This is a genomic window from Kitasatospora sp. NPDC058032 (genome assembly GCF_042885845.1).
In the GTDB taxonomy this organism is placed as follows: Bacteria; Actinomycetota; Actinomycetes; order Streptomycetales; family Streptomycetaceae; genus Kitasatospora.
The window spans coordinates 181,063-194,558 of record NZ_JBHVRK010000011.1; the positions used below are offsets into that span (position 1 = coordinate 181,063).

Annotated in this window: 11 protein-coding genes; 9 read left to right on the top strand and 2 right to left on the bottom strand. The window is 75.3% G+C overall.

All coding sequences use genetic code 11. The features are described from left to right. Nucleotides 1–105 precede the first annotated feature (105 nt). The 7 genes from ACFVUH_RS19855 (at nt 106) to ACFVUH_RS19885 (ending at nt 7,434) form a co-directional block, all read left to right on the top strand. Nucleotides 106–1,674 (top strand): ABC transporter substrate-binding protein, encoded by a 1,569-nt coding sequence (locus tag ACFVUH_RS19855; RefSeq protein WP_387914607.1) that lies wholly within the window; start codon nt 106–108, stop codon nt 1,672–1,674. Continuing rightward, nucleotides 1,671–2,642: an ABC transporter permease gene (locus tag ACFVUH_RS19860; RefSeq protein ID WP_387914608.1), complete on the top strand. Its 972-nt coding sequence runs from the start codon at nt 1,671–1,673 to the stop codon at nt 2,640–2,642. Before ACFVUH_RS19855 ends, ACFVUH_RS19860 begins: the two co-directional genes overlap by 4 nt. Further along, nucleotides 2,629–3,492 carry an ABC transporter permease gene (locus tag ACFVUH_RS19865; RefSeq protein ID WP_387914609.1) on the top strand — a complete coding sequence of 288 codons (864 nt, stop codon included), beginning with the start codon at nt 2,629–2,631 and terminating at the stop codon, nt 3,490–3,492. Before ACFVUH_RS19860 ends, ACFVUH_RS19865 begins: the two co-directional genes overlap by 14 nt. After that, nucleotides 3,489–4,508 carry an ABC transporter ATP-binding protein gene (locus ACFVUH_RS19870; protein ID WP_355368431.1) on the top strand — a complete coding sequence of 340 codons (1,020 nt, stop codon included), beginning with the start codon at nt 3,489–3,491 and terminating at the stop codon, nt 4,506–4,508. The genes ACFVUH_RS19865 and ACFVUH_RS19870 overlap by 4 nt, the downstream gene beginning before the upstream one ends. After that, a complete protein-coding gene (locus ACFVUH_RS19875) occupies nt 4,505–5,530 on the top strand; it encodes an ABC transporter ATP-binding protein (protein ID WP_387914610.1) in 1,026 nt (341 codons plus the stop codon). The genes ACFVUH_RS19870 and ACFVUH_RS19875 overlap by 4 nt, the downstream gene beginning before the upstream one ends. A 136-nt stretch (nt 5,531–5,666) precedes the next feature. Then, entirely contained in the window at nt 5,667–6,788 is a 1,122-nt protein-coding gene (locus tag ACFVUH_RS19880; RefSeq protein WP_387914612.1) for a PucR family transcriptional regulator, read from the top strand. 187 nt (nt 6,789–6,975) lie between these two features. Further along, entirely contained in the window at nt 6,976–7,434 is a 459-nt protein-coding gene (locus ACFVUH_RS19885; protein ID WP_355368440.1) for a hypothetical protein, read from the top strand. 184 nt (nt 7,435–7,618) lie between these two features. Here ACFVUH_RS19885 and ACFVUH_RS19890 read toward each other — a convergent pair whose 3' ends face one another. Both ACFVUH_RS19890 and ACFVUH_RS19895 read right to left on the bottom strand, forming a co-directional pair. Continuing rightward, nucleotides 7,619–9,232, bottom strand: coding sequence for a 4Fe-4S binding protein (locus ACFVUH_RS19890; protein ID WP_387914614.1), 1,614 nt, complete (start codon nt 9,230–9,232; stop codon nt 7,619–7,621). 74 nt (nt 9,233–9,306) lie between these two features. Beyond that, entirely contained in the window at nt 9,307–10,224 is a 918-nt protein-coding gene (locus ACFVUH_RS19895) for a diiron oxygenase (protein ID WP_387914616.1), read from the bottom strand. Between the two features lie 197 nt (nt 10,225–10,421). Here ACFVUH_RS19895 and ACFVUH_RS19900 point away from each other — a divergent pair, with 197 nt between their 5' ends. Further along, nucleotides 10,422–13,010 (top strand): SpoIIE family protein phosphatase, encoded by a 2,589-nt coding sequence (locus tag ACFVUH_RS19900; RefSeq protein ID WP_387914617.1) that lies wholly within the window; start codon nt 10,422–10,424, stop codon nt 13,008–13,010. A gap of 145 nt (nt 13,011–13,155) precedes the next feature. Further along, entirely contained in the window at nt 13,156–13,392 is a 237-nt protein-coding gene (locus ACFVUH_RS19905) for a chaplin (RefSeq protein ID WP_355368452.1), read from the top strand. The last annotated feature ends 104 nt before the right edge of the window (nt 13,393–13,496 follow it).

The following is a 13,496-nucleotide window of genomic DNA, read 5'->3' on the forward strand; positions in this document are numbered from 1 at the left end:
TTGGCAGTTGTGCCACCTCCAAAGAGTGGGGTCCGGCGGCCACCGGTCCGGCAGCGTCCGCCGGTCTCCCCCCTCCCCCAGCTCCCCGAATCCCCCCGAGGAATCATGAAGCGGCACACGCTCGTCCTGGCGTCCACGGTCTGCACGGCGGCCCTCGCCCTCACCGCCTCCGCCTGCTCCGCGTCCGACGACACGGTCTCCGGCGGCGGCACGGCCGCCTCCGCCGCCAAGGACGACGGCCCCGCCGTCGACGGCGGCACCCTGAGAATCGGCCTCGACCGCCCCTTCACCAAGCTCGATCCGGCGGACTCCACCCTCACCTCGATGCCGCTGATGATCCTGGCCAACGCGCTCTACGACCCGCTGATGGTCAACGGCGACAACGGCGCCGTCCAGCCCTACCTGGCCAAGTCCTTCACCCCGAACGCCGACGCCACCGCCTGGACGCTGGAGCTGCGCGAGGGCGTCACCTTCAGCGACGGCAAGCCGCTCGACGCCCAGGCCGTCATCGACCACGTCAACCGGCTCGCCAAGCCCGAGGCCAAGTGCGGCTGCGCCGTCGACGCCGCCAGCATCGGCGGCATGACGGTGAACTCCCCCACCTCCGTCGGCTTCACCCTCAAGTCCCCGAACGCCGCCTTCCCCGGCCTGTTCACCCGCTCCCTCGGCTACGTCTCCGAGGCGCCCGCCGGCGCGGACACCCCCGCGGTCGGCTCCGGCCCGTACACGCTGGAGAGCGTGCAGCCCGGCGTCTCCGCCACCCTCACCCGCAACCCCTCCTACTGGGGCGCCAAGGGCCACGCCGACAAGCTCGTCTACAAGGTCCTGCCGGACGCCGACAGCCGCTACCAGTCGCTGCGCTCCGGGGACGCCGACCTCGTCTGGGCCGAGACCCCCTCCCAGCTCAAGCAGGCCCCCGCCGACGGCCTGCGGGTGGCCACCGGCCCCGGCTCCACCTCCACCGTGGTGTTCAACACCAAGGTCGCCCCCTTCGACGACCCGCGGGTGCGCAAGGCCCTGCAGTACGCGGTGGACCGCTCGGCCATCGAGAAGGTCGTCTACCTCGACCAGGGCAAGGTCTCGGACGGCCCGATCGGCTCCACCTCCCCCTACCGCGCCCAGGGCACCGCCGACTACCCGGCGCACGACCCCGCCAAGGCGCGCGCCCTGCTCGCCGAGGCCGGCCACTCCGACCTCTCCTTCGAGTACCTCGTCGACAGCCGCCCCGAGGGCCAGCAGCGGGCCACCGCGCTCCAGCAGATGTTCGCCGAGGCCGGCGTGAAGATGACCATCAAGCCGCTGGACCCGGCGAACCTCGGCACCGCGATGTTCCAGCGCAAGTTCCAGGTGATGGACTTCGTCACCAGCATGTTCGGCGACACCGACACCGCCCTGGCCAGCCTCTACATGCCCGACGCCCCCTACAACTTCACCGGCTGGAACAACGCGAAGGCGGGCCGGGCGATCGCCGCCGGCCGCAGCACCGTCGACCCGGCCCAGCGCGCCCGCTCCTACCAGGAGGCCGCGCAGGAGGTCGTCACCGACGCCCCGATGATCTTCCTCACCGAGAACCAGGTCGGCTTCCTGGCCTCCGCCAGGACCGGCGGCCTGCCGGACGTCTCCAAGCGGACCGTCGTCAACGTCTCCCCGGCCCTGCTGTGGGTGAAGAAGTGACGCCCACCGCACTGCGGACCGCGGGACGCACCGCCGGACGGCTCGGACGGGCCGGCGCGGTGCTCCTGCTGGTCACCGTCACCGCCCTCTCCCTGCCGCACCTCATGCCCGGCTCCCCCGCCCTCGCCGCGCTCGGCCCCACCGCCACGCCGGAGCAGGTCACCGCGTACGAGGCCAAGCTCGGCCTGGACGAGAACGTGTTCGCCGCCACCTGGCGCTGGCTCGGCGACGCCCTGCACGGCGACCTCGGCCACTCGCTCTCCACCGGCGTCGCCGTCACCACCGAGCTCGCCGACCGGATCCCGGTCACCCTCGAACTCTTCGTCGCCGCCCAGGTGGTGGCGCTCGGCCTGGCCCTGCCGGTCGCACTCCGGTCGGCCTGGCGGCCGGGCGGCGCCGTCGACCGGATCGCCACCGCCGGCGCGTTCGTCTGGCTCGCCGTGCCCGGCTTCGTGCTCGGCCTGCTGCTGATCTGGATCACCGCCGTCCAGCTGCGGATCCTGCCGGCCACCGGCTGGACGCCGTTCACCGAGGACCCGCTGGAGAACCTGCGCCACCTGGTGCTGCCCGCGCTCACCCTCGGCCTCACCGAGGCCGCGATCTTCACCCGCACCCTGCGCAGCCAGCTGATCGACACCCTCGACCAGACCTACATCTCCGCCGCCCGCAGCCGCGGCATGGGCACCGCGCGGCTGCTGCTGCGCCGCACGCTGCGGCCCTCCTCGCTGCCGCTGGTCACCCTGATCGGCATCGGCGTCGGCACCTCGCTCGGCGGCTCGGTGCTGGTCGAGTCGCTGTTCGCGGTGCCCGGCGTCGGCATGCTGGTCTCCGGGGCGATCAACGGCCGCGACTTCCCGGTGGTGCAGGGGGTGGTGGTGGTCAGCGCCGTCGCCGTGGTGGCCGCCACCTTCGCCGTGGACCTGCTGTACCGCACGATCGACCCGAGGATCGCCGATGAGCGCCGCTGAGACCGTCCCCGTCCCCGCCGCCGTGCCGCGCGAGGCGGCGGCCGGGCGCCGTCGCCCGTCCACCGGGGTGCTGATCGCCGGCGGCTGGCTGGCGATCGTCGCGCTCGCCGCCCTGGTGCTCCCGCTGCTGCCCGGCTTCGACCCGCTGCACGGCGACTTCGGCAACCCCGCCGCCGCCCCCGGCCCCGGCCACTGGCTGGGCACCGACGCCGGCGGGCGCGACGTCTTCCAGCGGACCGTGGCCGGCGCCCGGGCCTCCTTCGCCGTCGCCGGACTGACCATCACCGTCGGCATGCTCGGCGGCGGGACGCTCGGCATCGCGGCCGGCTGGTTCCGCGGACCGGTGGACAAGGTGATCGGCTTCGCCGCCGACCTGCTGATGTCCGTGCCCACCCTGATCCTGGTGATGATCGTGGTCTCGCTGCGCGGGCCCAGCCTGCCGGTGATCGGCATCCTGATCGGCCTGTTCACCGTGCCGGCCTTCACCCGGGTGGTGCGCGCCGTCGTGCTGTCGCTCAGCGAGCAGGGCTTCGTCCAGGCCGCCCGGATGATCGGCACCGCTCCGCTGCGCATCCTGGTGCGCGAGGTGGTCCCGCACGTCGCGCCGATCGCGCTCACCTTCGCGTTCACCGCCACCACCGTCGCCATCGTCGCCGAGGGCTCGCTCAGCTTCCTCGGCTTCGGGCTCCGCCCGCCGGAGCCGTCCTGGGGCGGCATCATCGCCGAGGGCCGGACGACGCTCGGCAGCGCCCCGTGGATCTCGCTCGCCCCGGCGGCGGTGCTCTGCCTGACCGTCCTCGCCCTCAACTACCTGGGCGACAAGTTCCGTTCGAAGGGAGGGCGAGGATGACCAGCCCGGTTCTGGAGGTCCGTTCGCTCGACACCACCCTGCACACCCCCGACGGCCGGACACTGCACGTGCTGCACGGCATCGACCTCACCATCGACGCCGGCGAGTGCCTCGGTGTGGTCGGCGAGTCCGGCTCCGGCAAGTCCGTGCTGGCCCGCACCGTGCTCGGCGTCCACCCGCGCACCACCCGGACCACCGCCACCGGCTCGGTGCGGCTGAACGGCGAGGACCTGCTCACCGCCACCGCCGCCCGGCGCGCCGACCTGCTCGGCACCGGCGTCGCCATGGTCCACCAGGACCCGATGACCTCGCTCAACCCCGTCGTGCGGATCGCCGACCAGGTCACCGAGTCGCTCACCAACCGGCGCCGGATGCCGCGCCGCGAACGGCTGCGCACCGCCGCCGAACTGCTCGCCGCCGTCGACGTCCCCGACCCGGCCCGGCGTGCCCGCGCCTACCCGCACGAGCTCTCCGGCGGCCTGCGCCAGCGCGTCGGCATCGCCGCCGCCCTGGCCGGCTCCCCCGCCCTGCTGCTCGCCGACGAGCCCACCACCGCCCTGGACGTCACCGTCCAGCGCACCGTGCTCGACCTGCTCGACCGGCACCGCGAGACCCGCGGCCTGGCCACCCTGCTGATCACCCACGACATCGGCCTGCTCTACGGCCGCGCCCGGCGGATCGCCGTCATGTACGGCGGACGGATCGTCGAGACCGGCCCCACCGAGGCCGTCACCGAGAACCCCGCCCACCCGTACACCGCCGCGCTGCTGCGCTCGGTGCCCCGGGTCACCGGGCCGCTGCGCCGCACCCTGCCCGCCGTGGCCGGCTCACCGCCGGACCTCTCCAAGCCCATCCCCGGCTGCCCGTTCGCCCCGCGCTGCGAGCGCGCCCAGGCGGTCTGCTCGACGGACGCGCCGCCGCTCCACCGGGCCGGGGCCGGACACACGGCCGCCTGCCACTTCCCGCTCACGCCGTCGGCCGCGCTGCCGGCGACGGCCGAGGAGACCGCCGCATGACCGCCACCCCCACCTCCCCCGACGCGGACACCCCCGTGGTGCTGCGCGCCACCGGGCTGTCCGTGGTCCACCGCACCCGCTCCGGCCCGCTGCACGCCGTCAGCGGCGTCGACGTGGAGCTGCGCGAACGCCGCACCCTCGCCCTGGTCGGCGAGTCCGGCTCCGGCAAGAGCAGCATCGCCAAGGCCCTGCTGCGGCTGCCCCCGCCCACCACCGGCACCGTCACCCTGGACGGCACCGACCTCGCCGCGCTCTCCCCGCGGGCGCTCCGGGCCCTGCGCCCCCGGATGCAGATGGTGTTCCAGGACCCGGTCTCCTCGCTCAACCCGCGCCGCACCGTGCGCGACCTGGTCGCCGAACCGCTGGACGCCCACCCGGACCCGTCGGTCGACCGCACCGCGGTGGTCGAGCAGCAGCTGGAGGCCGTCGGCCTGCCGGTCGCGCTGTTCGGCGACCGCCGGCCCTCCCAGCTCTCCGGCGGCCAGGCGCAGCGGGTCGCCATCGCCCGCGCCCTCGCCGCCGAGCCGCGGGTGCTGATCGCCGACGAGGCCGTCTCGGCCCTCGACGTCTCCGCCCAGGCCACCGTGCTCAACCTGCTGCGCCGGCTCACCGAGGAGCGCGGCCTGGCGAGCCTGTTCATCTCGCACGACCTCGGCGTGGTCCGCGCCGTCAGTGACGACGTCGCGGTGCTCCACCTCGGCCGGCTCTGCGAGCAGGGCCCCACCGAGGAGGTGCTCGCCGCCCCCGCCCATCCCTACACCGCGGCCCTGCTCGCCGCCGTCCCCGAGCCCGGCCGCCCGCTCGGCGACTCCGGGCTGCTGCCCGCCGACCCGCCGTCCCCGCTCGACCCGCCGTCCGGCTGCCGCTTCCGCACCCGCTGCCCGTTCGCCGACGAGCGGTGCGCGAGCGAGGTGCCGGCGCAGCGCGAGGTCACGCCCGGACGGACCGTGGCCTGCCACCGGCCGCTGGTGCCGACGGTCGGCGAGGCGGTTGGCAAGGCGGTTGGGACGACGACCGGATAACATGCCCGGGCTGGGCAGCCGACGGGCCGGCCGACGGCTCGGCGCACCGGCTGACCAGCCGAGAAGCCGATCGGCCGACCGGCGGGCACGCCGGACGGCCGGACCACACCCACGGACCGGGGCGGGACACGACGACATGACGGTGGCCAACGGAACCGGCGCACCCGACATCCCCAGCGAGCTGGCTCCGCACTGCCTGGACCTGCTCACCGACGTCTCCCGCACCGGGCGCCTGCTGCGCCGCTCCGAACTGGAGCGGCTGCGCGAACTCGGCGAGCGCGGCGCCGAGGCCGGCCACGGCCTGCGCGAACTCGTCGGCGCCTGTCTGGGCGCCACCCGTGCCGCCTGGCAGACCCTCCCCGGCCTCACCGCCGCCACCGCCGCCGAGCTGCGGCGCACCGGCGACGCCGTGCTCGCCGCCACCCAGGCCGCGCTGGGCGCCCTCGCCGAGGGCCACGAGCGCGCGCAGCGGATGGCCGTGCGCCAGGAGGAGGCCAACCGGCGCGAGCTGGTCAACGACCTGCTGCACGGCCGCTCCGACCTCGGCGCGCTCGCCGAGCGCGCCGAGCGGTTCGGGCTGCGGCTGGCCGCCGGCTACACCGTCGCGGTCGCCGTCGCCGACGAGCCCTACCTGGAGGGCGCGCCCGCCGCGCACCGGGTGCTGCGCGAGCTGACCGGCCGTTACGACGACCGCACCCTGCTGCTGGCCTCCCGCGACGGGCGGCTGGTCTGCATCGCCTCCGACGGCGAGCAGGCCGTCCTGACCGCGTTCACCGAGCTGGCCCTGCGGCCCGGCGCCGGGTACCTGCCCGCGCAGCGGGTGGCGACCGGCCGCCGGCACGCCGGCACCGGCGGAATCGTCCGCAGCTACGAGGAGGCGCTCGGCGCGCTGGAGTACGCGCAGCGGCTGGGGCTGCCGGCGCAGCGGCTGCGCGCCGAGGAACTGCTGGTCTTCCCGGTGCTGATGCGGGACCGCTCCGCGATGGCCGACCTGGTGCGCACCGTGCTCGGCCCGCTCACCTCCGCGCGCGGCGGCGCCCGCCCGCTGCTGGAGACCATCACCGTCCAGGCGGAGGCCGGCTACGTGAACGCCGAGACCGCCCGGCGGCTCGGCCTGAGCGTGCGCGCGCTGGGCTACCGGCTGGAGCGCATCCGCGACCTCACCGGTTACGACCCGGCGGACGCGCTGCACCGCTACACCCTGGAGACCGCCGTGATGGGCGCGCGTCTGCTCGACTGGCCGAACCGGCAGCTGTGACCGCGGCCGTTCCGTCGTGAACGTTTCAGCGGGCCCCGCGTTGCGTCTGGTTTCCGGATATTTTCAGGTGTCAAAACACCGACAAGATTGCCAGGTCCTGGCAGTGTGCGGACGCTTTCCTCCTGACAGGATCACCACGGCGCCCGGGGGGTCCGGCGCCGATCGGAAAGTCGGAGGGAACGGGCGGATGCGGGGGGACTTCAAGGCCGCGCCGGGCTTTCCGACCCTGGTGGTGACCGCCGAGTACTGGATGCTGGCCCTGCTCAGCGGCCTCGCGGCCGACGTCGTGCCCGGGGGGCACGGCGTCGGCCGCCCCACCGGCACCCGGGGCGGGGGGTGCGGCGCCGACCCCCACGTCGACGCCGCCTCCGGGGAGCTGCCCGACGAGCTGCCGGGGGACCTCCTCGCTTCCGAGCCCTTCCCCTTGGTCGGCCGCGTCTGCGCGGTCCTCCCGGGCGGCGCCGACACCACCTCCGGCTGGGCCGAGGCCACCACCGACGACGGCTCCCCCGCCCTCCTCGCCGTCCGCACCCCGCCCGGCGACGCCGCCGTCCCGGCCGGCCGCACCGCCCTCCTCCACGCCCACGACCCGGCCACCGACACCTACCTGATCACCCCCCTCGACCTCGGCGCCCTCTTCAGCTGATCCTGTCGGCCAGACCGAAGAGCAGGCCATCCGACGTATTCGGTTGATGGCGAGTCACACCCGGCGTGGCGGGTGAACTCTTCCCGGAGTGGGAGAAGTTGAGTGTCCGACCTCCTGCCGGTCCTCCTTGACGGCGCTGTCCGGCTGCTCGTCGGGCCCTGAGGGGCGCGGGGTCGCCCGCGGTTCAGCGGCGGGCGGCGGCGAGGAGGGCGGGGACGGTGGGGAGTTTGACCCGGGGGCGGCCGGTGGCCTCGCCGCGGGCGCGTTCGGCGCGGTCGATGGCACGCAGCTGGCGCAGGCCGAGGGCGTCGGGGCGGCGGGTACGGACCAGGCGGTCGAAGGCCCTGCGGTCGCCGGTGGGGACGGGCAGGGTGCCCGCGACCGCGTCGTCCATCAGGGCGTGCACGGTCTCCTCGGCGCAGGCGCGGTTGGCGCCGATGCCGCCGGAGGGTCCGCGCTTGGCCCAGCCGACCAGGTAGGTGCCGGGCAGCGGCCGGCCGGTCGCCGGGTCGAGGACGCGGCCGCCGGTGTGCGGGACGCTGCCGGCGGTGTCGTCGAAGGGCAGTCCGGGGACGGGCACGCCGCGGTGGCCGATGGAGCGCACGACCAGGGCGGTGCGCAGGAGTTCGCCGGTGCCGGCGAGGCGGACCGCCTCGACCCGGCCGTCGCCGAGGAGTTCGGCGGGCGCGGCGTGGAAGCGCAGCACGATCCGCCGCCCGGGCCGGGGCGGCGCGGTGGCGTCGACGCGCTCCAGCGGGACACCGGCCGGCAGCGCCGCGCCGCGGACCTCCGGGCGGTCGTCCACCACGACGTCCACGCCCGGGAGTCGGGTGAGGGCGAGGAACTCGGGCACGCTCCACGCGGCGTTCCCGGGCCCGCGCCGGGCGAGCAGGACGACCTCGCGGACCGCGCTGCCGCGCAGCGCGGCGAGCGCGTGGTCGGCGATGTCGGTGGCGGCGAGCCGGTCGGGGTCGGAGAGCAGGATCCGCGCGATGTCGACCGCGACGTTGCCGTTGCCGATCACCACCGCCCGTTCGGCGCCGCTCCCGGGCCCGCCGGACAGGGCCACCGCGTCGGCCGGCACCGTCGGTTCGGCGTTGTACCAGCGGACGAAGGTGGTGGCGGGCAGACTGCCGGGCAGGTCCTCGCCGGGCACCCCGAGCCGGCGGTCGGCGGCGGCCCCGACCGCGTACACCACCGCGTGGTGGTGGGCGGCGAGTTCGGCGTGGCCGAGGTCGGTGCCGACCTCGACGTTGAGGTGGACCCGCAGCCGCGGGTCGTGGAAGACGGACGCGAAGCTCTCGGCGATCCGCTTGGTCGACTGGTGGTCCGGCGCGACCCCGTGCCGCAGCAGCCCGCCGGCCACCGGCAGCCGGTCGAGCATGGTGACCTCGGCGCCGGTGGAGCGCAGCAGCGCCTGCGCGGTGTAGCTCGCGGACGGCCCGGTGCCGACGATGGCGACCCGCAGCGGGCCGGGCCCGAGGGCGAGGCCGGCGGGCAGGCTGCGCGGGAAGGCGGGCGCGCCCCAGGCGTGGTCGGCGGGGTGGTCGCGGAAGAAGTCGCGGTTGAGTCCGGCGTAGACGGCGTCGGGCCCCATCAGCCGGTCGACCGGGAAGACCGCGTCCACCGGACAGGCGTCCGCGCAGGCGCCGCAGTCGATGCAGGCGGCCGGGTCGATGTACAGCATGTCGGTGCGGCCGAAGTCCGGCTCGTCCGGGGTGGGGTGGATGCAGTTGACGGGGCAGACGGACACGCACGAGGCGTCGTTGCAGCAGGTACGGGTGATCGCGTAGGCCATGGCGGGGGTGGGGTCCTCGCTGCGCTGGGGCTGGGGCTGGGGGCTGGGAGCGGACGGGCGGGAAAGGGGGCGGGTCAGAGCATGTGGATGCGCCGGTAGAGCCTGGCCGCCGGGCCGGTGATCAGGCCGTTCTCGGCGAGGAAGGCCATCAGGTGGCGGCTGCTGGTGCGCATCATGGCGCGCCGGTGCTCGCTGGCCCGGACCTCGGCGAGCGCCCGTGCGACGTCCAGCCCGGCGGCCTTGTACACGGACGGGTGAACCATGCTGGTGACGATGACGAAGGCGCCGGCCGCGATGCCGAAGGCGGCGTTGCGACGGCGCAGGGCGCCGGCTCCGCGCAGCCGTTCGCGGATCTCCTGGCGGGCGAACTTCATGTGCCGGGACTCCTCGACCACATGGATCCGGGACGTCCCGCGGACGATGTCGAGGACGTTCTCGCCGCGCATCCAGTCGCGCTGCATGACGTCCAGCACCTCCTCGGCCACCAGGATGCCGCCGTAGGCGAGTTCGCCCCGGGCGAGGGACTTGTAGGCACGCCCGGCCTGGGCGACGAGCCGGTTCGGCCGGTACTGGGGGACGCCCATCCGCTCGCAGGCCCGGGCGAACATGATCGAGTGGCGGCACTCGTCGGCGATCTCGGTGAGCGCGAAGCGGAACTCGGCACTGCCGGGGTCCTTGAGGTACTGGTCGCGCAGCACCATCTGCTGCAGGATCATCTCGAACCAGATGCCGGTGGTCATGATCGAGCCGACCTCGTGGCGGGTGAGGGTGACCCGCTGCTCCTCGGTCATCTCCGCCCAGAGCGGGGTTCCGTAGAGGGTGCTCCACTCGGGGTTGAGCCCGTAGTGCCCGGGCGGGAGCGGGGCGTCCCAGTCGATCTCGACGGACGGGTCGTAGGAGAGGGTCGCGGCCGAGGCGAGGAGCCGCTTCGAGACGTCGTCGTCGGCCGCGGTGCGGGTCCGGGTGGGGATGCGTTCCGCCGGGTGAGCCATGGCTGCCTCCGTCAGGTGCGTGGCCTGCGCGGGAACCCGCCGGCCCCGCTTATTGACGGAGATTACAATAAGAGTGGGCGCCCGAGAACCCCCCGTGCAGCGCGCTGTCCGCCGCCCGGAAACTGGCGGGCTCGCCGGGCCGGGGGATGATGGAGGGGTCGCGGCAGCCAACCCGCCGACGGAGAGGAGCGGACCGGATGGACACGGCGGACGCCCTGAACCGCGGCCGATCCCCCTTCGTCGTCAACGCCATGGGCGCCCTGCTCGACGCGGACGGCCGCATCGTCCGCTGGACCCCGGAGGCGGAGCGGCTGCTCGCCCTCGGTGCCGCCCAGGTCCACGGCCGGCCCGTGCACGACCTGCTCGACGACCCCTCGGGGTGGCCGGCGATGTCCGAGCTCACCGCGGAGCAGCAGGCCGAGGGCTGGTCCGGCGAGGCGGTGCTGCGCTCCGGCCGGGGCGAACGGCTCGCGCTCTCCTACCAGGTGCTGCCGCTGGACGCGCCCGAGGAGGACGCCCCGCCGGGACCGGAGGGCACCGGCGCCCCCCGGTACTTCGTGCTCGCCTCCCCCACCGCACTGGTCGCCCGCTCGCGCCAGGACCAGGCCTTCACCCGCGAGCTGTTCCTGCAGGACCGGGTCGGCCTGGCCGTCTTCGACGAGCGGCTGCGCCTGATCCGCACCAACACCCACCTGCTCCCCTACAGCGGCCTGCCGCCGGACCTGCGCGGGCGGCGCCTCGGCGACTTCCTGGAGGCGCGGGACGCCGCCGCCGTCGAACGCGGACTGCAGGACGTGCTGCGCACCGGCCGGCCGCTGATCGGCGCGGAGGAGATCGTCCGCACCATCGAGGACCCGGCCGGCGGGGCGGTGATGGCGATCTCGGCGTTCCGGCTGCAGTCCCCCGACGGGCAGGTGATCGGGGTGACCGCGCTGTTCACCGACGTCACCGAACTGCACCGGTCCGGCGAGCGGCTCGCCCTGCTGCACCGGGCGACGGCGGCCGTCGGCGGCTCGCTGTCGGTCACCGGGACGGCGGAGGAGCTGGCCGCCGTGCTCGCCCCGCCGTCCCCGGAAGGCCCGGGCGCCCCCTCCCCGCCGTCCGCCCAGGGCGGGCCCAAGGCGGGCGACGGGTCGGTGCCCGGGCTCGCCGACCTCGCGGTGATCGACGTCGCCGAGGCCGTGTTCACCGGCGGGGAGCCGTCCCCGGGCCGGGACGGCCGGGTGCCGCTGCGCCGCACCGCGGTCGCGAGCACGGCGTCGGCCTCGGCCGAGGCCGACGGAGCGGGGATCCCGGCGCCCCCGCCCACCGGGGTGACCCTGCACGCCGACCCCGGCGAGCAGACCACCCACACCGCGTTCCCCCCGTCGATGACCGTCCCGCTGCGCGCCGGCGGCAGCCTGCTCGGCCGGGTGAGCGTCCACCGCGCCCCGCACCGGCCGCCGTACCTGCCGGCCGATCTGGAGCTGCTGCGCGAGATCGCCGACCGCGCCGCCCTCGCCCTGGACAACGCCCGCCGCTACGCGCGCGAGCACCGCGCCGCCGTCGGGCTCCAGCGCAGCCTGCTGCCGCCCTCGCTGGCCGAGACCACCGCCGTCTCCACCGCGAGCGTCTACCTGCCCACCGACACGGCGAGCGGGATCGGCGGCGACTGGTTCGACGTGATCCCGCTGTCCTCCGCCCGGGTCGCGCTGGTCGCGGGGGACGTGGTCGGCCACGGGCTCGCCGCCAGCGCGACCATGGGCCGACTGCGGACCGCCGTCCGGACCCTGGCCGATCTCGACCTGGAGCCGGACGAACTGCTGGTCCACCTCGACGACCTGGTCGCCCAGCTGATGGTGGAGGCCGAACGGCCGGACGAGGAGGAGGACGGCCCCGGCGCGGAGCCCGGGGCGACCGCGGCCACCCTGCCCCCGGTGAGCCACGGCGCGTGGAGCGACAGCGCCCACGACACCCCCGACGACCAGCAGACCGTGCCGTTCGGCGCCACCTGCGTGTACGCGGTGTACGACCCGGTGTCGCGGCGCTGCGTGATGGCCTCGGCCGGGCACCCGCCGCCCGCCGTCGCGACGCCGTCCGGCGAGGTGACGTACGTGCCCCTGCGGCCGGGGCCGCCGCTCGGCGTGAGCGGGCTGCCGTTCGAGGTGACCGAGGTCGAGCTCGCACCCGGCAGCCTGCTGGCGCTGTACACCGACGGGCTGCTGCTCGGCTACGCGGACGACCTGGAGGAGGGCATGCACGAGCTGTCCCACCGGCTCGCCGCCACGGCCGCCCCGCCGGACGGCTCCGTTCCCCCGGCCGGCGCCGCGCTGCGCGAGCTCGGGCGGGACCTCGTCGCCGGCCTCCCGGCCCACCGGCTCACCGACGACGTCACCCTGCTGCTGGCCCGGACCCGGGCGGTGCCGCCGGAGGACACCGCGGGCTGGACGCTGGAGGCGGACCCGGCGGCGGTCGCGCAGGTCCGGGAGGCCGCGACCGCGCAGTTGCTGGCCTGGGGGCTGGAGGAGCTGGCGTTCACCACCGAACTGGTGCTGAGCGAGCTGGTCACCAACGCGATCCGCTATGCGGGCGGTCCGGTGGGCGTCCGCCTCATCCGCGCCGAACGGCTCACCTGCGAGGTCTCCGACCCCAGCGCCACCCAGCCCCGGATGCGCCGCGCCCGCCTGACCGACGAGGGTGGCCGCGGCCTCTACCTGGTCGCCCAGCTCACCACCCGCTGGGGAAGCCGCTACACCCGCCAGGGCAAGACCATCTGGGCCGAGCAGGACCTCCCGCCCACCGGCTGACACCCCCTCGGGAACGGCCGGTGCACCCGGGACGGCGGGCGCCGCCGAGGACACGCCCTCGATGCGAGCAATGCGCCGGGATCGCCGCCCCTCACCGGTGTGATGGTGCTCTGATCTGCCAACTCATCCCCTCACAAGGAGAGACATGCGCACTCGCACCGCCCTCGCCGCCGGCATCCTCGCGTCGGCCGCCCTGCTGGCCGGCGGCGGCACCGCCGCCGCCGACTCCGTCGCCGAGGGCATCGCCGCCAACTCCCCCGGCGTCCTGTCCGGCAACCAGATCCAGATCCCGGTCCACATCCCGATCAACCTCTGTGGCAACTCGATCGACATCATCGGGCTGGCCAACCCGGCCTTCGGCAACATCTGCATCAACAAGTAGGACCACCGGCACGGCGACGCGGGTCCGCCCACCCGGGCGGGCCCGCGTCCGCGCGTCCGCGTGTCCGATGTCCGCGTGTCAGCCGCAGAACGAACCGCGCCGCC

Bases quoted from the DNA above. Each gene is read 5' to 3' on its own strand.
- ACFVUH_RS19855 (WP_387914607.1), top strand. From the start codon at position 106: ATGAAGCGGCACACGCTCGTCCTGGCGTCCACGGTCTGCACGGCGGCC.
- ACFVUH_RS19865 (WP_387914609.1), top strand. From the start codon at position 2,629: ATGAGCGCCGCTGAGACCGTCCCCGTCCCCGCCGCCGTGCCGCGCGAG.
- ACFVUH_RS19870 (WP_355368431.1), top strand. From the start codon at position 3,489: ATGACCAGCCCGGTTCTGGAGGTCCGTTCGCTCGACACCACCCTGCAC.
- ACFVUH_RS19875 (WP_387914610.1), top strand. From the start codon at position 4,505: ATGACCGCCACCCCCACCTCCCCCGACGCGGACACCCCCGTGGTGCTG.
- ACFVUH_RS19880 (WP_387914612.1), top strand. From the start codon at position 5,667: ATGACGGTGGCCAACGGAACCGGCGCACCCGACATCCCCAGCGAGCTG.
- ACFVUH_RS19885 (WP_355368440.1), top strand. From the start codon at position 6,976: ATGCGGGGGGACTTCAAGGCCGCGCCGGGCTTTCCGACCCTGGTGGTG.
- ACFVUH_RS19890 (WP_387914614.1), bottom strand. From the start codon at position 9,232: ATGGCCTACGCGATCACCCGTACCTGCTGCAACGACGCCTCGTGCGTG.
- ACFVUH_RS19895 (WP_387914616.1), bottom strand. From the start codon at position 10,224: ATGGCTCACCCGGCGGAACGCATCCCCACCCGGACCCGCACCGCGGCC.
- ACFVUH_RS19900 (WP_387914617.1), top strand. From the start codon at position 10,422: ATGGACACGGCGGACGCCCTGAACCGCGGCCGATCCCCCTTCGTCGTC.
- ACFVUH_RS19905 (WP_355368452.1), top strand. From the start codon at position 13,156: ATGCGCACTCGCACCGCCCTCGCCGCCGGCATCCTCGCGTCGGCCGCC.